Source organism: Salinisphaera sp. SPP-AMP-43 (assembly GCF_049568105.1).
Lineage (GTDB): Bacteria > Pseudomonadota > Gammaproteobacteria > Nevskiales > Salinisphaeraceae > Salinisphaera.
Genome location: NZ_CP145335.1, coordinates 1626437 through 1644986 on the forward strand (window position 1 = coordinate 1626437; position 18550 = coordinate 1644986).

15 protein-coding genes are annotated in these 18550 nt (G+C 59.8%); 7 read left to right on the top strand and 8 right to left on the bottom strand.

Annotated features, from left to right (window positions below; translation table 11 throughout):
* Positions 1-128: 128 nt before the first annotated feature.
* Entirely contained in the window at positions 129-1148 is a 1020-nt protein-coding gene (locus V5738_RS06925; RefSeq protein ID WP_423823696.1) for an NADP-dependent oxidoreductase, read from the bottom strand.
* Between the two features lie 93 nt (positions 1149-1241).
* On the opposite strand from V5738_RS06925, the gene V5738_RS06930 reads away from it, so the two are divergent.
* Entirely contained in the window at positions 1242-1799 is a 558-nt protein-coding gene (locus tag V5738_RS06930) for a TetR/AcrR family transcriptional regulator (RefSeq protein ID WP_423823697.1), read from the top strand.
* Between the two features lie 124 nt (positions 1800-1923).
* Entirely contained in the window at positions 1924-2370 is a 447-nt protein-coding gene (locus V5738_RS06935; RefSeq protein WP_423823698.1) for a hypothetical protein, read from the top strand.
* A gap of 565 nt (positions 2371-2935) precedes the next feature.
* On the opposite strand, the gene V5738_RS06940 is transcribed toward V5738_RS06935, so the two are convergent.
* From V5738_RS06940 to V5738_RS06960, 5 genes are all read right to left on the bottom strand, one after another.
* Complete coding sequence (locus tag V5738_RS06940; protein WP_423823699.1) at positions 2936-3490, bottom strand: hypothetical protein; 555 nt, start codon at positions 3488-3490, stop codon at positions 2936-2938.
* A 69-nt stretch (positions 3491-3559) separates the two neighbouring features.
* The gene (locus V5738_RS06945) at positions 3560-4960 is read right to left on the bottom strand and encodes a selenium-binding protein SBP56-related protein (RefSeq protein WP_423823700.1); all 1401 of its coding nucleotides are present in this window, start codon (positions 4958-4960) and stop codon (positions 3560-3562) included.
* Positions 4961-5188: 228 nt separating this feature from the next.
* Complete coding sequence (locus V5738_RS06950) at positions 5189-5623, bottom strand: GFA family protein (protein ID WP_423823701.1); 435 nt, start codon at positions 5621-5623, stop codon at positions 5189-5191.
* 732 nt (positions 5624-6355) lie between these two features.
* Complete coding sequence (locus tag V5738_RS06955; protein WP_423823702.1) at positions 6356-7615, bottom strand: anaerobic sulfatase maturase; 1260 nt, start codon at positions 7613-7615, stop codon at positions 6356-6358.
* A gap of 112 nt (positions 7616-7727) precedes the next feature.
* Positions 7728-10097: an arylsulfatase gene (locus tag V5738_RS06960; RefSeq protein WP_423823703.1), complete on the bottom strand. Its 2370-nt coding sequence runs from the start codon at positions 10095-10097 to the stop codon at positions 7728-7730.
* Positions 10098-10835: 738 nt separating this feature from the next.
* On the opposite strand from V5738_RS06960, the gene V5738_RS06965 reads away from it, so the two are divergent.
* From V5738_RS06965 to V5738_RS06980, 4 genes are all read left to right on the top strand, one after another.
* Positions 10836-13205, top strand: coding sequence for an arylsulfatase (locus V5738_RS06965; RefSeq protein WP_423823704.1), 2370 nt, complete (start codon positions 10836-10838; stop codon positions 13203-13205).
* Between the two features lie 485 nt (positions 13206-13690).
* Positions 13691-14053, top strand: a complete 363-nt coding sequence (locus V5738_RS06970; RefSeq protein WP_423823705.1) for a DUF1622 domain-containing protein — start codon at positions 13691-13693, stop codon at positions 14051-14053.
* 79 nt (positions 14054-14132) lie between these two features.
* Positions 14133-14531, top strand: coding sequence for a hypothetical protein (locus tag V5738_RS06975; RefSeq protein ID WP_423823706.1), 399 nt, complete (start codon positions 14133-14135; stop codon positions 14529-14531).
* Positions 14532-14576: 45 nt separating this feature from the next.
* A complete protein-coding gene (locus V5738_RS06980) occupies positions 14577-15017 on the top strand; it encodes a YidH family protein (protein WP_423823707.1) in 441 nt (146 codons plus the stop codon).
* 227 nt (positions 15018-15244) lie between these two features.
* Here V5738_RS06980 and V5738_RS06985 read toward each other — a convergent pair whose 3' ends face one another.
* Together V5738_RS06985 and V5738_RS06990 are read right to left on the bottom strand one after the other, a co-directional pair.
* The gene (locus tag V5738_RS06985) at positions 15245-16159 is read right to left on the bottom strand and encodes a bestrophin family protein (protein ID WP_423823708.1); all 915 of its coding nucleotides are present in this window, start codon (positions 16157-16159) and stop codon (positions 15245-15247) included.
* Between the two features lie 589 nt (positions 16160-16748).
* Positions 16749-17735 carry an LOG family protein gene (locus V5738_RS06990; protein ID WP_423823709.1) on the bottom strand — a complete coding sequence of 329 codons (987 nt, stop codon included), beginning with the start codon at positions 17733-17735 and terminating at the stop codon, positions 16749-16751.
* Positions 17736-18060: 325 nt separating this feature from the next.
* Between V5738_RS06990 and V5738_RS06995 the strand changes: the two genes are divergently transcribed.
* Positions 18061-18540 (top strand): hypothetical protein, encoded by a 480-nt coding sequence (locus tag V5738_RS06995; protein WP_423823710.1) that lies wholly within the window; start codon positions 18061-18063, stop codon positions 18538-18540.
* The last annotated feature ends 10 nt before the right edge of the window (positions 18541-18550 follow it).

An 18550-nucleotide genomic window follows, 5' to 3' on the forward strand; every position in this document is an offset into this window, starting at 1 on the left:
ACACCTCAACATGCCGCGGGGCGTTTCCCAGTTCGGTACTCAAGGCGCCAGGCCGGATCATGCTCCTGAGAGGGCCGGCAGCAAAGTTTATGGCGCTGTTCTTTTGCGCGTGCGCACGCATCGGCGTATCAAGCGACTATCAACACGATCTTGCCTTGGATGCCGCGCTTGATGGCGTAGGTGTGCGCACCTGTCGCATCGCCCAAGGAAAAGCAGCGATCCACCACGACGCGGACGGTGCCGTTGTCGAGCAACCGCCCGGCCTGTGCCAGTTGTGGGCCATTCGAGCGGACCTGGGTAGAGGAGACCGTGATGCCGCGCTGTTTGGCTTCGGCCTGACCGGCGAACCCAAGCGGATTGACTAGGAAGAGTGCGCCACCGGGCTTCAACATGCGCAGAAAACGCGCCATGTTCTCGCCGCCCACGGCGTCGATCACCAAATCGGCGTCCTGCACGACATCCTCGGCCGCGGTTTGCGTGTAGTCCACGAATTGATCGGCACCCAGGTCGGCCATCAACGCCTGGTGGCGAGCCGAAGCAACCGCAATCACCCGCGCGCCTTGCCATTTGGCCAATTGAACCGCCAAGTGGCCAACGCCGCCACCGGCCCCGTTAACGACGACTGTTCTGCCGTCGAGCGCCACCGGTTGATGGCGAAACCCCTGAAACGGGTTCGGCGCGTCGTGACCCAGATCGATCAGGAACTGCCAGGCCGTGAGCAGCGACATGGGCGCACCGGCCGCGTGTATATGATCGATGCCGGCGGGCTTGTGCGCCAGCTCGGAGGCGGCCACCCGGACCACTTCGGCGTAGGCCCCGCTGCCTGTCATTAGGGCCTCGGGGAAGCGAACCATCGCGAATACTTCGTCGCCGACTGCAAAGTCCGTGACATCGCCCGCGACCTCCTCAACCACGCCGGATACGTCGGTGCCGATAATTAGCGGAAACACAGGATCGGGGCGCCACTCCGGCGGTAGCGCCTGATAGCCGTCGCGCAGATACAGATCGGGCGGGTTGATGCTGGCGGCATGAACCCGTACCCGGACCTCACCCGCGCCGATCGTGGGCACTGCGGCCTTTTCATAGCGCAGGACTTCGGGGCCGCCAAACGCATGCAGCCGCACGGCGTTCATTGTGGTCATCGACATGATGCTATCTCCGAGCTTGTAAATCTGTTAAAAACGGGTCAGTGACTAATTTGGTTTATGCGGGTCGCCGACCCGGTTTGCAAGCCGGACGTTATGCGCGCAGATGCCAGGAAGAATTACGACCACATATTGGCTGTCTCTCGCGACCTGCTCGCGGCCGAGGGTTCACAGACGTCCATGCGCGAAATCGCGCGCACGGCCGGCGTGGGGCTGGGCACGCTCCAACGTCACTTCCCGACGCGCGAGGATCTGCTGGAGGCATTGCTCCGAACCAGCTTCGATGCGCTGGCCGAGCGGGCGAGCAAGCTCGGGCAGAGCGAGCCCAGCGATGCCGCGCTGGTCGCCTGGCTGCGCGAGATCGTCGATGTCGCCCATCGTTACAGTGGCGCCATCAAATCGATGGTCGCGGCGATCGAGGATGAAAGTTCGGCGCTGCATGCCTCGTGTACCGCCATGAAGGCCGCGGGTACACGGCTGCTTGCCACGGCACAGGCCGACGGCAAAGCGCGTACGGATGTAGACGGCGCCGATCTTTTCGCCTTGGTCGGCGCGCTGGCCTGGGTAGCAGATCAGCCGGCGCTGGCCAGTCGATCGGATCGTCTCATGGCGCTCATGTCAGACACGCTGTTCGTTGGCTCGCCCGAATCGTAGCCCGTCGTTTACCGGCCGATTTTTCGTATTACGACCCGGCCCGAACACCTGCGCGCATATTGTGCGAGTGACAGAACACAGCAAATGAGCGCCCGGAAGGGCGTGAGCTAATTTAGGACACAACATGAGCCATTCAGTATGGAAACTTCTGCCTAGAACGGGGATCGAGAATGACTCGATCGAGATCGTCTTTGGAATGAAGCGTCAGGATTTAAGGGGCTTAATGTCCCATCAGTTTTCTATGCCAAAAAGCCATTTTCCAGACGAGGATGACTTTGTATCCGCAGATCAATCGACCGTTATTCGTATCCGGTATGAAGATGGGGTGGTTCGAGATATCGAGTTTCTAGATGGGGTTTTGTCTTATCAAGCTATTAACCTGCACTCGGAGACCACGCTGTCAGAGCTTGAAGAAGCGCTTGAGGCGTCTGGATTCACATTAAGACCTACAGAATGGTTGGGTAGCGGCCAAGATTGCCCCGAATTGGGCCTAAATATCGCATCCCGCAAAGATGTAGGCGGCAATAGTGACCAAGTCGAGTGGGTCATCCTGAGCCGTGATTTTCATTAGCAATGGCGCCAGCTGGCAATTCGATCGAGCTGATGTCGATTCGCGGCACGGCTTAAATCGAGCGTTAGGCTATAAGCCTGAAGAGCATCGCTATTGTGGTCGGGAAAAGCCGATATGCATGCCCGTGTGCTAACCGCTTGGCCGTTGAAAAAATAAGAACCGGCTGCGGTAAATCGCGGGCTACGGCCAGCGTTCATCGCTGGCGTAACTATCAAAGAACGCCGTGAAAAGGTGCTACTGGCCCGGGAGCGCCGTGCCCGATTGACTTGACCAGGTCGGTTTCGGCGACGATTTAGATAGAGGCAAGCGGTCGGTCGTGCGGTGCATGTCAAGGGTCGGTGAGGTCGTCGCCGGGGGCGTCATACGGCAAAGACGTTAAGCCCAACCAGGGCGGGGGATCGGGTAAATCAGCCGAATGCGACATGATGCTGATCGGCAGCAGCAAGCTGAACGGACGTCGGATTCGGAGTCAGGTTTTGTTTTTATGCGCGGCAGCGGTATTTGAGCATGTTGCGTGGCTGGACCGGTTCTATCTCGAAGCGCGGAAACCGCGATCCGGAAGACGCTAGACTGCCAGCGCCGCGAGACCCACGAAGATTAACGCGCCGGCCCAGATGCGATCAGTGTCGATCCAGGTTGCGCGTAACCATCGCAGCCCCAGGTAACGATAGATCACCCAGGCGACGATACCGGCGGCTGCCAGCATCGCGGCGGTGTGTATGGCAACCATGGCCAGTGCCAGTAGCGTATCGGCCGGCATCGTCATCGTGTGATGGCTGGGCGAGGTCGCGGCGAGATAGATCGGCACCAGCATCAGCCCGGCGCCGTGTGCGCTCGCCATGAGAAACGACCACAGCATGAGCCGTTTGGGGCCGATGCGTGCCAGTGCACGCGGATGGCGGGGCCGCATGAATTTGTACACTCCGAAGCTGATAAGCAGGGCGGCGGCGCCAATCTGCAGGACCGGCCGCTCGATCGCCAGCGAACGCAGCACCGCGGCCGGTAGCAGGACGACTGCCATAGCCAGTACATGGCCGCCGGTCAGGGGCAGGAGTGCGGACCATACGGCTTGCGCGCGGCCGGCCTGTAGACCGTTGGATACCGCGAAAAGCCAACCCATGGCGGGATTAAGGCCGTGGAACAGGCCGAGCCCGGCAGCCGCCAGCCACGGCCAGAGCGGGCCCACGGCTTAGGGGAAGGCGAACGATTCGGTCGAGCAGTCGCCGCCGTCGAGGCGGATTTGATGGGCGCGATAATTCGGGCCGAAGTCTACGCAAAACGCCGGGTCCAGCTGCATCGTGCCATCGTCGGCGATATCGGCTTTGATGGCGACGCCGGGTACGCCGTCTGGATAGAATTGATCGTCCCAGCTGCTGTATAGCGAATTGGTGACATACACCCGCCGGCCGTCGCGGCTGATCTCGACCATTTGCGGGCCGCCGCCGAATGCCTGCCCATTGGAGTGCGGTCTATGCGTGGCGATGCCGCCGATTTCGATCGTGCCGTTATGGCACGGGGCTCGCGGATCGCTGACATCGTATTGGCGTAGTTCGCCTGTGCCCCAACAGGCCACGTACAAGTAACGATCGTCCAGCGATAGATCGATATCGGTAACCAGTGGCGGTACCGCTTCGAAGCCTTTGAGCAATTCTGGCAGTTGATCGGCGGCGGCGGGAACGGCGGGGATTTCGATGGTCTTTTCGATCTGGAATACGTCGCCCTCGCGATACCAGGTCCAGACCGAGGCGGCGAGGCTGGTCGTATCGATCACCACGCCGACGAAGCCGTATTGTTCTCGCGGATCGTGGGCAGGCCGGACTTCGAGCGCCATCTGATGCTGGGCGCCCAGATCGATGGTTTGGCGAAGCCGCCGCGCAGCCAAGTCCCAGAAGTGGATACGATGGCCGTAACGATGGGCGAGCAGCGCCTCCGGTACAAGCCCTTGTTCGAATAACGGCGGCTTGCCCCATTCGCTGGTGATCGCGATGTCGTGTGCGATATGCCACCAGAAATCGTAGTGCAGCTCCTGATCGCCGCGCTCGATCTCCCATTGACCCAGAATGTCGAGGCTGTCGCAGTCCATGAGAAAAATGCCGGCCGGTCCATCGGCGCCTTCGGCGCCCATACCGCCGAGGGCGCTGACATAAACCCCTTCGGGCCCGCAGTGAATCGTATGCGGCCGGGAATAGCCGGTACGCTCAGCCAGTTCGTCGGCCTCGATGGTGCGCACAAGCCTGGCCTCGGTCGGGCTTGGATGGGTATCGATGATGTGCAGCCGGGACGATCGCAGCCCGGGTACGATCAGGTAGCGGCGCGTGACAAACGGATGACAGGACTGCGGTCCCAGCATCGAACTACAGGCGTTCCAGCCGAAATGGTGCAACTCGTCGCCCACGTTCGGCATGTCGATGCGATGCACCACTGTGGCGTAGTGCGGCGACTCCGGATCGAGATCGACCACGACAATGGCGTCGGGCCGGTCGGCGTTGGGACATAGCGTGGCCACGAAACCATAACGCTCGCGTGGCCCGGCCATGGCAAGGCGCGGAGAAGGGTAAAACGTCTTATCGGGACGCAGTTGAGCCGCCATGGTCTCATCTCCTGTCGCCATAGATGGCAAAGTCGTTTATGTTTTGAATTCACGCTTTCGGAAGATTATTCGCGTCCTTATTCCATTTTCGGTTTCTGCGGCCGTCGCCTCATCAAAGCCCTCGCACGCTGTCTTTCCTAATATGGGCCGTAGCCGGGCCGTTCTAGATCGCCATGCGCGGCGATTGTTCGAGATCAGGCATGACCGAAAACCGCGCCGGGTCGCGCCTCATTCCTCTAGCGTGATACCCGAGCCGCCCATATCCGCTGGCACATCCTTGAACTTTGGTAAGCCATCGGCCATAGGCAATACTGTCTCCTGATAATTAACGTGCACGGCAGGCTGGAAGTCGAAGTCGGAAATCACCGCTGCATAGACATCGACGAGATTCCACTCGGGATGTTCAGTAAAAAGATGGCCGCCGCAGGTTGCGCACCACTTGCGAGTGCTTCGGGGCGTCTTGTTAAAGCTTTCGAGTCGTTCCGCGCCGCGGGTAAGCCGTAAGGCATCGGGCGCCCACAGCGAGAACGCATTGACCGGGCCGGCGGACCAATGTCGGCATGATTCGCAGTGACAATAGCCCATGGCCACGGGGTCTCCCGTCAACTCGAACTGGACCTCACCACAGAAACATCCGCCCTGGTAGCGATTGGCTTGGCTCATATCACCTTTCCTCCGTGGGGAGCGTACGACGCGCGGCGCGGGGTACGAAGAAAAGAGATCACGGGGCTCGGGTATTCGGCCGGGTGGCACCCGGCAGTTCGTGCATTGGCCGTCGAGGCTTTAGACGATCGATAAGCTGTTTATTGTATTCCAGCTATCGAACAATGGGAGCTTCGGCCGTGTCCGATATTCCATCGGGATAATTTCTGGCGACTGCGGGTATCTGTGCAGCTCGGCTTCGGGGCCAGGGCGTGTTGCGGTTGCGTGCGAGTCCGCGCCCAGAGCTGCTTACAGGGCTGTTGGGCTGCAAGCCAAGGCGTAGCGAGTACAGCGTCGTTGCGCGACGTCCATAAGCGGCAACGCTGGATTGCGGCCAAGCAGCCGTTATTTCGAGGGGCGCCCTAAACCGCATCTAGCCGCCTTACGAGCCTTGAGCATGGCACGGGCCAGAACCAGTGGCGCGTGCCTTGCCAGCGCCACGATTCGGGCGGCAAAACGGCGCTCGGACGAAACCTCAACACGCTCTAGTGCCATTCCGAGCGGATGGGCCGAGTCCTGAATAATTGGAAAAGATTGGGTTAGCGGAGGCTATCCGAAAAATAAGGCATGTTTTGTAAATACTGTAGTTCTTTAAAACGCAAGCGATATAAGTCAGTACGTGTTGCGAATACGGGTTCTGTCTCGAATTTCGGGCCGACGTATGAGGCGTTCTTTGGTCGAGCTTGGCGGTGGCTACGTCGAGTCCGCATCGTGGCTGGGGGAGGGCGCGTGCATGATCTCATCGGCAAAACGGCCCGCGCGTATTAGATTCGCCATCGTTTGCATCGGCCCATCGATGTGCCTGAAGAAACGCTTGTAGCCGGCACACAGATAGTTGAGCCCCGGTTCGCCATCTGGTGTGTTGATGAAGCGATTGCGTGGACACTCGCCGTAGCATGCGAACAGGACGTCGCATTCGCGGCAATAGGCGGGCAGGCTGTCGAACTTGTCTTGGCCGAAACGACGCTGCCGCTCGGAAACGACGAGATCCAGCAGCGGGCTGTCCTGGATATTGCCGAGCAGGTAATCCGGCTCGACGTAGTGATCGCAGGAGTAGACGTCGCCGTTGTGCTCGAGTGCCAACGCGTTGCCGCAGGTGGGCGAGAAGATGCACAGATTGTGCTGGCCGAGCCAGCTGCCGAGCGCAACATCGAAGGTCTGCACGAACACGGTGCCGATATCCCGCCTGACCCATTCGTCGAACACATCGCACAGGAAGCGCCCAAATGGCTCGGCCTTGACCGAACGCTCGGTCACGAGATTGCCGCGCTGTCGATACAGGGGCCGCTCGCCGCCGGGGCGCCGGCCCCAGCCCTGGTTGGCGGCTGGCAGGAGCTCTTCTGTCGCCCGTTCGACGATCGGGATGAACTGAAGATAACGCGCCTGCAATTCGTCACGAAAGAATCGGTAGACATCGAGCGGATGATCGACATTGGCAGCGTGGATCGTGCAGAGCACGTTCACGTCGACCGCGTGCCGCTGTAGCCGTTCCCAGGCTCGCATGACGAGATGGAATGAGCCGCCGCCGCGCTTGTCGACCCGATAGGCATCGTGCATGGCCTGCGGGCCGTCGATGCTCAGGCCGACCAGGAAGCGGTGCTTTTTTAGAAACGCGCACCAGCGGTCATCGATGAGCAGGCCGTTGGTCTGGATGCTATGCAGGACGTGCTGCTGCGGTTGGCGATACTTTTCGACCAGCGCGACGGCTCGCTCGAAGAAGTCGAGCCCCATGATCGTCGGCTCGCCGCCTTGCCATGCGATATTGACCTCCGGCTCGCCGTGCTGCGCCAGCCGCTGCTGGATATATCGCTCGAGCACGTCGTCTGACATGCGTGGGTGCGTCTCCGGATACAGCCCGTCCTTCGACAGGAAGAAACAGTATTTACAATCCAGATTGCAGGCGGCGCCGGTGGGCTTGGCCAGCAGGTGGAATGGAACAGGCGCGGTGCTCATGTTGCCTTCCTCCTCGGGACGTCCGTCGATAGCAAGAGCGGCGCAGGCACGAAGATTCATGCCGCGCCGCCCGCTGCGGTGGGCTGGCGGCCCATGGATAGGCCCGCCGGGCTTAGTCGACTGCCATCGCGGCCGCCATCTCCTGTTCGAGATCTCGGTACTGTTGCTGTTCTACCGAGACTTCCACGAACTGGATCGTGCCGCCGGTGAACTCGCCCTGGGTCTCGGGCGTGTATTCCGAGGCGACCGCATCGGCACTGTCGCGGCCGACGCACAGGCCGTCCCCGCATAGCGTGAATTTGCCGGTCTGGGTCCGCATTGGTCCTTCGGCGACCATCTTGTCGTCGATATACAGCTGGGCGATCCCGTGCGACTCACCGTATTGACCGGCCGTTTCGCGGTTGAAGGCCACCCCGAGCGTGTACTGGCCCGGTGTGAGCTCTTCGCTGGAGACGAGCTTCTGCTCTGGCGGGATGCCGAGGAAGTTGTATACGTAGTACAGCTTCTTGTCTTTTATGAACAGCGAGTGCCCGCCAAACCGGGAGCCATGGGCGAAAATCACGCCTGAGGTGTTTTCGCCAACCTCGACGTTGGCCAGAATCTTGTACGACCGCCCGCGTAGGTTAACCGCGACCCCTTCGGGGACGGCGGTGGTATCGGGATAGTAAATGTATCGATCCTGAGGGGCTTCGGACGACGGCCGCTCTATACCGGACAGAATTTCTACGGCAGGCCGGTCGTCCAGCGGCAGCACTAGGTTCTTGCGGGCCTCATCCATCCATACCTGCTTGAGGTGCTCTAGCTTGTCCGGGTACGTTTCGGCCAGGTCGGTCGATTCGGAACGATCTTCGGCCACGTGATACAGCTCCCATCGGTCCTGATCGAAGTGTCCGCGGCCGGAGAGCGGTGCATGGACAGCGCCCGCCCGCCAGCCATCTTCCCAGATGCCGCGCGAGCCGAGCATGGCGAAATACTGGCGCTGCTTCTGGGTCGGTCCATCGGCATCGGCGTCGAAGCTGTAGCGCATCGAAACACCGGAAAGTGGGTATTGCTGCACGCCGCGGTAGGTGTCCGGCATTTCTAGACCGCACACATCGAGGATGGTGGGCACGATATCGGTCGAGTGGTGATACTGATGCCGGATCTCGCCGCGTGCCTGCATGCCCTTAGGCCAGGAGACGATCAGCGGATCGCAGGTACCACCGGAATACTCCGAGTAGCGTTTGAACATCTTGAACGGCGCCGAGAAGGCCACTGCCCAGCCCGTGGGAAAGTGGTTGTAGGCGTCGGGGCCGCCCAGTTTGTCGATCAACTTCATGTTTTCCTCGAGGGTATCGGGAAAACCGTTGAAGAACTTGTTTTCGTTGACCGAGCCGTTGGGCGAGCCTTCGCCCGAAGCGCCGTTATCGGCAGCATAGAACACCAGCGTGTTGTCGAGCTGGCCGGATTCTTCCAGATAGTCGATGATGCGTCCGATCTGGGCATCGGTATATTCCGAGAAACCGGCCCATACCTCGGCCATGCGCGCGAAGAGCTTTTTCTCGTCGTCGCTCAAGCTATCCCATGGCTTGACGTAATCGCCGGCGAGCGCTTGGTCATCCGGCATCGGGTTGATTGGGGTCAGTTGGGTGCCTTCGGGCAAGACGCCTTTGTCGATCATGCGGGGCAACACCCACTCGCGATAGGCCTCGTAGCCATCGTCGAACTTGCCCTTGTACTTGTCGATGTAATCCTGGGGGCAATGGTGCGGGGCATGGTTGGCGCCGGGACAGAACCACATATACCAGGGCTTGGAAGGGTTGCTGGCCTTGTTGTCACGGATCATGCGCAGCGCCTGATCGGCCAGATCCTTCGACAGATGGTAGCCCTCGGCGGGCGTATAGGGTTGATCGATGAAGTGGTTGTCTTCAACCAGGTCCGGATACCACTGATTGGTCTCGCCGCCCAGGAAACCGTAGAAGCGGTCGAAGCCCTGCTGCAAGGGCCAGGTCGCGCGGTAGCCGCCGGGCGCATTGTCCTGCTCGGGCACGTTGTGGTTCTTGCCCACCCAGAAAGTGCTCCAGCCGGCATCCTGCAGGATCTGGGAGACCGTGGCGCATTGATCGGGGAGGCGACCATGCTGTCCGGGGAAGCCATTGGTTGCCTCGGCGATCGCGGCGAAGCCGTTGAGATGGTGGTTCCGGCCGGTCAGGACGGTGGAGCGGGTAGGCGAACACAGCGCGGTCGTGTGCCACTGCGAATACAACAGGCCGCGGTCCGCCAGTTTCTGGGCTGCCGGCATGTCGATCCGTCCGCCGAAGGGCGACCACGACGCCAGTCCGGTGTCGTCGTACAGGATGAACAGGACGTTGGGTGCGTCGTCGGGCGCCAGTGGCGGACTGTAGGGCGCCCAGTCAGGTTGTGAGTCGCGGACATCGAGCGCGACCTTTCCGTTGAAAACCTGCTCGGTATATTGCTCCGGATATGTCTTTTTCTCGGCCATCGCTAGGGTTCCCCGCTTACTGGTGTCACGGTCGCCTACAGTGTCGAGAGGGCAGTATATCGCCGCTCTGGCTTTATTGTTATCTTTTATACATAAAATTTGGCTTTAGAACGGGGCCGAACAGTACCTGAACAACCCTGGAAAAATTGAGCGAGTCGGTGCGAATGGGCCGGCGCAGGCTCGGCGTAGGCTGCTTCGACGGCACCACGCTTCCAAATCGAAGTGGCCACCGACCGCTATCTCTTCTGGATGCGTACGCGCTACGCCCGAACGCAGGATGCTGTCCCCGGGCCGTACAACGCCGGGCGAAGAAACAGGAATACCGCCAAAGCGGTGCGGCCGATATCAAGGCGGTATTTGCCGTTTTCGCGAGATCGATCGATTGAGTACGGTTTAACGCGGGGCACGGGCTAGCGACGTACTCACCCGCATTATCGTGTTCATTCGGGGATGTGACCTGAGTCAATACTGCTATTTGTCGTGAGCCTAACTTGGCTTCTGGCGCTTCGTTTGGATGAGGAGACAGACCGAGATCAACCAAAGCCGGCCCGCGATCAGCCCCGTGTTGATCCCTGGCGTTCGCCCGAATTATCTCGGTCGCTAGGCGCAGATGATCTTCGAGCCGGCGCCCGCCGGATCCACAACTCGGTGACCTGCCACATCGGATCGATATGCGAACCGAAAAGCGTGCTCGGCGCACGTATGTGAGGCAGGAATTGGATACTCGTTGAGGTGATCATGAGCACTGAAGACAACAAGCACCGTTCGCATCTGCCGATACCGAACACCCACAACCCCCGCTTTATTGCGTACGACGCTAAGGATCCGGACAGCACTTTCCCGCCGATCGAGCAACTGCGCCCGCCCGAAGGCGCTCCCAACGTACTGATTGTCCTTCTCGATGATGTGGGGTTCGGTGCTTCCAGTGCCTTCGGTGGCCCGTGCGAGACGCCGACGGCAGAAAAGCTGGCGGCAGGTGGTTTGAAGTACAACCGCTTCCACACCACGGCTCTGTGTTCTCCTACGCGACAGGCCTTGCTTACGGGGCGCAATCATCACTCCGCCGGTATGGGAGGAATCACCGAGATCGCCACCGGCGCGCCGGGCTATTGCTCGGTACTGCCCAACTCCATGTCGCCGCTGGCGCGCACGCTGAAGCTCAACGGCTACAGCACCGCACAGTTCGGCAAGTGTCATGAGGTGCCGGTGTGGCAGACGAGCCCGGCCGGGCCGTACGACGCCTGGCCCACGGGCGGCGGCGGCTTCGAATACTTCTATGGCTTCATCGGCGGCGAAGCCAATCAATGGTATCCCACCCTTTATGAGGGCACGATTCCGGTCGAACTGAAAAAGACCCCGGAAGAGGGCTACCACTTGATGGACGACATGACCGACAAGGCGCTCAAGTGGATAGGCCAGCAGAAAGCGTTGACGCCCGACAAGCCGTTCTTTGTCTACTTTGCGCCCGGTGCCACCCATGCGCCGCATCATGTGCCCAAAGAATGGGCCGATAAGTACAAAAGCAGGTTCGATCAGGGCTGGGACGCGCTGCGCGAAGAGATCTTCGCCCAACAAAAGAAACTCGGCGTCATCCCGGAAGACTGCGAGCTGACCAAGCGCCATGAACAGATCCCCGCCTGGGAGGAAATGCCGGAAGCCTTCAAGCCGGTATTGGCCCGGGAGATGGAGGTGTATGCCGGCTTTCTGGAATACACCGATCACCATGTTGGGCGCCTGGTCGAGTCGCTGGACAAACTCGACGTCCTCGAAGACACCCTCGTCTACTACATCATCGGCGACAACGGTGCATCGGCCGAAGGCTCGATCAACGGCTGTTACAACGAGATGAGTTACTTCAATTCTCTGCAGGCGCTCGAGACCCCTGAGTACCTGACGGAGCGGATCGACAAGCTCGGCGGGCCCGATTCATACAACCACTATGCGGTGGGCTGGGCGCATGCAATGTGCACGCCCTATCAGTGGACCAAGCAGGTGGCGTCACACTGGGGTGGCACACGCAACGGGACCGTCGTTCATTGGCCGAAGGGGATCAAGGCCAAGGGCGAGATTCGCTCGCAATTTTCCCATGTCATCGACGTAGCACCGACGGTTCTCGAAGCGGCAGGGCTGCCCGAGCCGGTCTCGGTGAACGGCATTGCCCAGGACCCGATTGAGGGGCTGAGCATGTTGTATTCGTTCAACGATGCCAAGGCGCCGGAGCGGCACGACCTGCAGTATTTCGAGATGTTCGGCAACCGCGGCATCTACCACAAAGGCTGGACCGCGGTGACCAAGCATCGGACGCCGTGGATTCTGGACGAAAAACAGCCGGCGTTCGACGACGATGTCTGGGAACTGTATGACACGAACGTAGACTGGACCCAGGCGAAGGATCTTGCCAAGACGCAGCCGCAAAAACTGCATGAGTTGCAACGCCTTTGGCTGATCGAGGCCACGCGCTACAAGGTGCTGCCGCTTGACGACGAGATGAGCAAGAAACTCAACCCGGACACTGCCGGCCGGCCGGTACTGGTCAAGGGCAAGACCCAGCTTCTGTTCCCCGGCATGGGGCGCCTGCTGGAAAACTGTGTTCTTAACCTCAAGAACAAATCGCACGCCGTCACTGCCGAGATCACCGTACCGGAGCAGGGCGCTGCCGACGGCGTGATCATCTGCCAGGGTGCGAATATCGGCGGCTGGAGCCTCTATGCCAAGAACGGCAAACTCAAGTACTGCTTCAACTGGGGCGGCTTCAAGCACTTCTTCGTCGAAGCGACGAGTCCGCTGCCCGCGGGCGATCATCAGGTCCGCATGGAATTTGCCTATGCCGGCGGCGGTATGGGCAAAGGCGGCCGGGTGACCCTGTACACCGATGGCGAGCAGGTCGGCGAGGGCGATATCGACGCGACTCTGGCAATGGTCTTCTCCGCCGATGATGGCCTCGATGTGGGCGAGGACAGCGGGGCGCCGGTCTCGCCGGACTATGGACCCGTGGGCAATCGCTTCAACGGCACGGTCAGGGGGGCGTTGCTGTCCATCGAAGAAGACCCGGGCGAGCACGAGATCGATCCGGCCCAGGCCGTTCGCCTTGCCCTGGCCCGGCAATGAACAAGAGATGGCCGGTCGGTCTTCAAGCGAGGGCGCCGGCCGCCGTCGGCGGCCGGTATGCATGTTGTCGCCGTACTTTATCAACCGCCCAAACCACTCGGCCCCAACATCGACAACAGCGCGCGTTGCCACAATATCGTCGCCATTCCGTGACCGGCGCCGCCTGCAGGCCGCCCGATGGCAATGCCGGAATGGCCATGGGGCTCAAGCGCTTTGAACCGGCCTTTGCGTTAACGAAGCCATACCGCGCCCCAAACCAGCGCGTTCTGCATACCGTGCCAATGAACGGCCTGCGGCTGGACGATCGAGGCTGCAACTTGCGGATAAGGCCCGTTTGTCTCGTCGGCCTCGGTATCGCTGTGCGTCGCCGGAGGGGGGATAGCTATCGGGCGGCCAGGCGCGATGGCGGCCCGTTTAGTCTCGCGCTGTATGCATGGGCTCGGTGCAGGGGCTGGCTCGCGAGCGTTGCGGCGGAGAATTAGGCCATGGACACCATTCGGATCTGGATCGAAATCGCCGCGGTGGCGATCGAAGTTCTCGCCGTGGCCATTATGGTCTGTTTCATAGCGTGGGTAACGATTCGGTGGCTTATTCACATCCATCAAGTGGGCGAGGCAGCCTACAGCCGCTACCGGGTTGCGATCGGGCAATCGTTACTGGTCGGACTCGAACTACTCGTTGCCGCCGATATTATTCGTACCGTTGCTCTGACCCCATCACTCACGAATGTCGCAGTCCTGAGTGCGCTCGTTCTGGTGCGGACATTTCTAGGATGGACCCTAACCGTCGAGGTGGAAGGCCGATGGCCCTGGCAGAAAGCAGCCCCGGCGGATAAGCAAACGCAATGACCCGTTCAGATCTCGCAACCAGGTCAGAGTTTTAAAAGCTGAAAAGTCGTCCGCTTGCCCAAGTGGAGGTTGTCGAACAATGGACATCATGCCTGAGCATTTGAGTTTTTTTGACGGCTTGTTGGCTCGCGTCGAGGGGCCTTTCAGCTTTCGTTTGATCGTACAGCCATTAATCGCGCTTTATTTCGGTATTCGAGATGGCATCAAGGACGCGCGCGAGCAAAAACCGCCGTATTTCTGGGGGCTCTTTACTTACCCGGCCCAGCGACGCGAGATGTTGCGCCATGGGTGGAAGTCGATAGGCAAGGTATTCGTCGTCGCCATCGTTATCGATCTCATATTTCAGTATGCAGTGTTTGGGGGGTTCCGACTGATCGGCGCTTTTCTTGCCGGCATGATCTTGGCTGTCATCCCCTATCTTTTGTTTCGCGGACCATTGAATCGCATCATGCGGCGTAACGGCGGCAAGAAAAACTAAAAGCTCACCCGAAAAGGATCGGCCGGTTCCGAGAGGTTGGCTACTATGTCTGACGTTTCCGAAAAATCCTCGTCGAAGTTCGAAGTAAGAGCAACAGCCGACAGTCATTTTTCCTGGATCCGTACCCGGCTGAGTCTGGAACGGACCATTCTTTCATGGGAGCGCACAGCGATAGCCTTGCTCGGCTTCGGGTTTACAATCGCCAAATTCTTTCAATATCTGGAAACCGAAACCGGGGTGAAACCGGCTTATTTTCCGCGAGCGTCGAAAATATTCGGTCTTACTCTTATTGCCGCGAGCGTTGTGGTGCTGGCCATAGCGATTTGGCAGTACCGATCGATTCTCCATTACCTGCGAACAGCGCCATTCGACCAGATCGCGCCAGAGTCAGACATGAAAATGAAATCGCCGGCTCTGGCAGTATCGATTGTCCTTATGATCGTCGGCATTGCGACGTTCACGGCTATAGTGACACGTGTGATTTGAGTCTGGCGTGATCGAGCAAGAAAGGCGGCCGAATCGTGGGTGATCGAGTCGGGTAGCACGAGTGTCTTGTGCCCCGAGAAGACGGCCGCGGGCAACGGAAAATATTCATGAAGGCAGCTCAGTCGGCTCAGTACAAGGGCACAGGTCTTAACAGGCATACCTGTGCCCATTGCCAGACTACTTACGGAAAGAATAACGGGCTGCGGTCGGTGTAGTCTGCTACACGACTACCAGAGAACACCGTTCACGGGCGTTACCGGCTCGGGGGCGGGATGCCCGATCGACTCCACCAAGTCGGTTTCGATGACGGTACAGATCGAGGTCAGTGGCAGGTCATGCGGTGAATTGGCGAATGGATCGACGAGGTCGTCGCCGACGCGCAGTGCGGCTAGGAACATAAGCCCGACTAGGGTCGAACCGATCGGGGTGAACCAGCCGAATGACGAGACGATGCTGATCGGCAGCAGTAAGCAGAACAGTCGCACGAACAGATGGGGGAAGAACCGGTACTGCATGGGCAGTGGGGTATTCTTGATGCGTTCCAGCCCGCCCTGAGAATTCGCGATCTCGATGAGCACGCGATCCATCTGGGTTTGTTGAATCGTGTCGATCAGCCCCTGTTTCTGGCCCTTGGCGATCAACTTGGCGTTTTCTTCCAGAATAGCGTTGGCGGGGTTGCTACGGCGAAGGACCCGTTCGGCAACTTGTGCATCGAGCAGGCGCTCGACGGCGCGATCGTGATGAATGCCGCGAAGCTGGCATCGCAACGTGTGCACGAACGCGGCCTGGTTGAGCACGACGGCGTCGCTAAGCTGGGTGGTGTGCTCGTTATCCCGGCCGATGAAGGCGACGCTATCACGGCCGATGTTGCGCGAGGCATTGAGCAACCGCCCCCACAGGACACGCCCTTCCCACCAGCGGGCATAGGCGGAGTTGGTGCGAAAGCCTAGAAACAGGGCGATCACGGTGCCGAGCAGGGTCAGCGAGACGGCCGGCAGCTCAAGGACTTCGTAGGGCGAATTCTCGCCGGGGTGTACGTAGTACAGGACCGTGATGATCACGTCCCAGACCATCATCAGAAGGAGAGGTTTCCAGACTTCCCCGATAATCTGGCGCACTCTGGGTATGGTCGGAATGATCATGGAATACAGTGGTTTTTAACGAAACAACGCAGACTGGAGCGCACGTCGTTTGCGTTTTGAATACAGTAGCGCCCGCGAGGGGCGCCGCGACCAACGACACGCTTCGGTGCTGGTTGAAGCCAGGCGGGCCATAGCTCGTCGAGGATCGCAAGTCGGCCGGGCAGCACATCATTCATTGGCTGGCACGCCGTTCGCCGGTTGAAAAATTTAAGTGAGTCGTCTGGGCATGCAAGGCTGAAACGGCATGGCAACGGTTCGCGGATATTGGGGGAGCGACTTGCCGCGATCAAGCGTGGGCGCGGAACGCATCGCGTATCCAAGCGGGTTGTTGCCGGCTTTGTATGCTGCGGAGGACAACTTGGCTGCTGTTGCTGGAATCGGTCGAGCCGTTGGTCTGCAGGTGGGACTTGTGAGTCCGGCTTGCGTTACGGTTTGGCGGCGAGCTTCCCTATGTCTGTATGAAGCGTCGCCGACGAATACGCGAACTGGGGCATTCGACTGGCTAGTCGGAACGGGCATGCCGTGATCGACGCTGTAAGCGACGTCGCCGGGACGTATTCGTTAGTGCTGGGTGGATCTGCCTAGCCAGCTAGTCGAACTGGCCGGGTAGAAACAACGGCTCGCCACAGGCGGCGTACCAGCGCTGGATACCATCCCAGATCTCGTCGGCGGTTTCCGCGTACCAAAACAGGTCGCCGTCTTCGATATCGATAACGCCCTCGGCGATCATGAAATCGATATCGATGGCGCGTTCCCAGTATTCGCGGCCGACCAGCACGATCGGCAGCGGTTTGATCTTGCGGGTCTGGACCAAGGTGAGGGTTTCGAATAGCTCGTCGAGCGTGCCGTAGCCGCCGGGGAAAGCCACCAGCGCCCGGGCCCGCAACAAAAAATGCAGCTTGCGCAGAGCGAAGTAGTGGAAGCGAAAGCATAGCCGCGGGGTGATATAGGGGTTTGGGTATTGCTCGTGGGGCAGGGTGATGTTTAGGCCCACACTCTGGGCCCCGGCATCGAAGGCGCCGCGATTGGCGGCTTCCATGATGCCAGGGCCGCCGCCGGTCACGACTACGGCCCGGTAATTGGGGCGGTCGGCCAAGGCATCGGAAACACGCCGGCCGAAGGCCCGGGCGATGTCGTAATAATGGCTCTTGGCCGCGATGCGCCTGGCGATCGCCAGGCGTTGGGCCAAGCGGCGGTCGTCGGGTGAGGCGGCCGAAGCCGTTTCCAGATCGGCTACGTTTTGACGGGCTACCCACGGCTCGGGGATGCGGGTACTGCCAAAGACGACGATCGTATGCTCGATGCCGTGCTCGTTGAGCAGCAGTTCGGGCTTGAGATAGTCGACCTGTAGCCGTAGTCCGCGGGTGTCGTCACGATGGAAAAAACCAGGGTCTTCGTCGGCCTGCCGATAGCTGTCGCTACCGAGTATCGCCTGTATGCGGCTTGGTGCGTCGGCGTCTTCCGCGAGCGGCTTGGGGCGTTGCCAGGGCAGCGGCTCATCGCGGCGGTCGGGGTGCGGCGGGTTGGGTTCGGCCCGGCACGGACGATTTTCTGGCGGTGGGTATGGGCGAGGCACGGCGATCGAAAAGTGGCAAGGCCCTTTGGGGAACGCGGCAGCGGCCGCCCTGGGCAGGCTATCAATACCTGTAATTAAACTCGATAGTGCGGTCCTGAAATTTGATTTAGATAAAACCTGCTGTGGGGCGAGCCGTGCTGTGCATCAAGCGATAGGCGAGGGGACGTTAGGATCGATGCGTTGTCTTCCGGAAGATTTATTAAAAACAGAAGATTTGAGTGATATTTCGTATAATCCCATTTTTATATAATTGAACGGCCTGATACGTTCTGATACGTTGAATCCTTAAGATCGCTGTTGCTGCTGCTCTGGCATATGCTACCGTTTGGCCCGTCTCTTGTTGTTCGGCATCCTCATTGCGCTAGGCGCCTGTGCTACGGCCCCCAACAAGCCAGCGCCGCGCGATGAATGGCTAACCCCCGAACAGGCAATTCAAAAGGCCAAGGCCAACCCGCTCTACGGTGCTCATGGCACATTTGTGATGACCGTTCGGAGCGTGGGCGCCGACAAAGGCATGGTCTATCTCGATTCGCTTTCGAATTATCGGGATGCCGACAATTTAACGATCGTGATGCCCGAGTCCGTCGCACAGCAGTTGGCTTCCCGGTTCGATGAACCACGCAAGCGTCTTTTAATCGGCCAAAAGATCCGGGTGGTCGGCCGGGCGAAGCGTGTGCATATCGATCTCATGCGCAACGGTCGGCCCATCGGCAAGTACTACTACCAGACCCACGTCGACGTGGATGATCCTCGCCAGATCCGATGGGTGTCGAGCGACAATGATGGTCGCGTATCGGCGAATTGAGGCGGCCGGT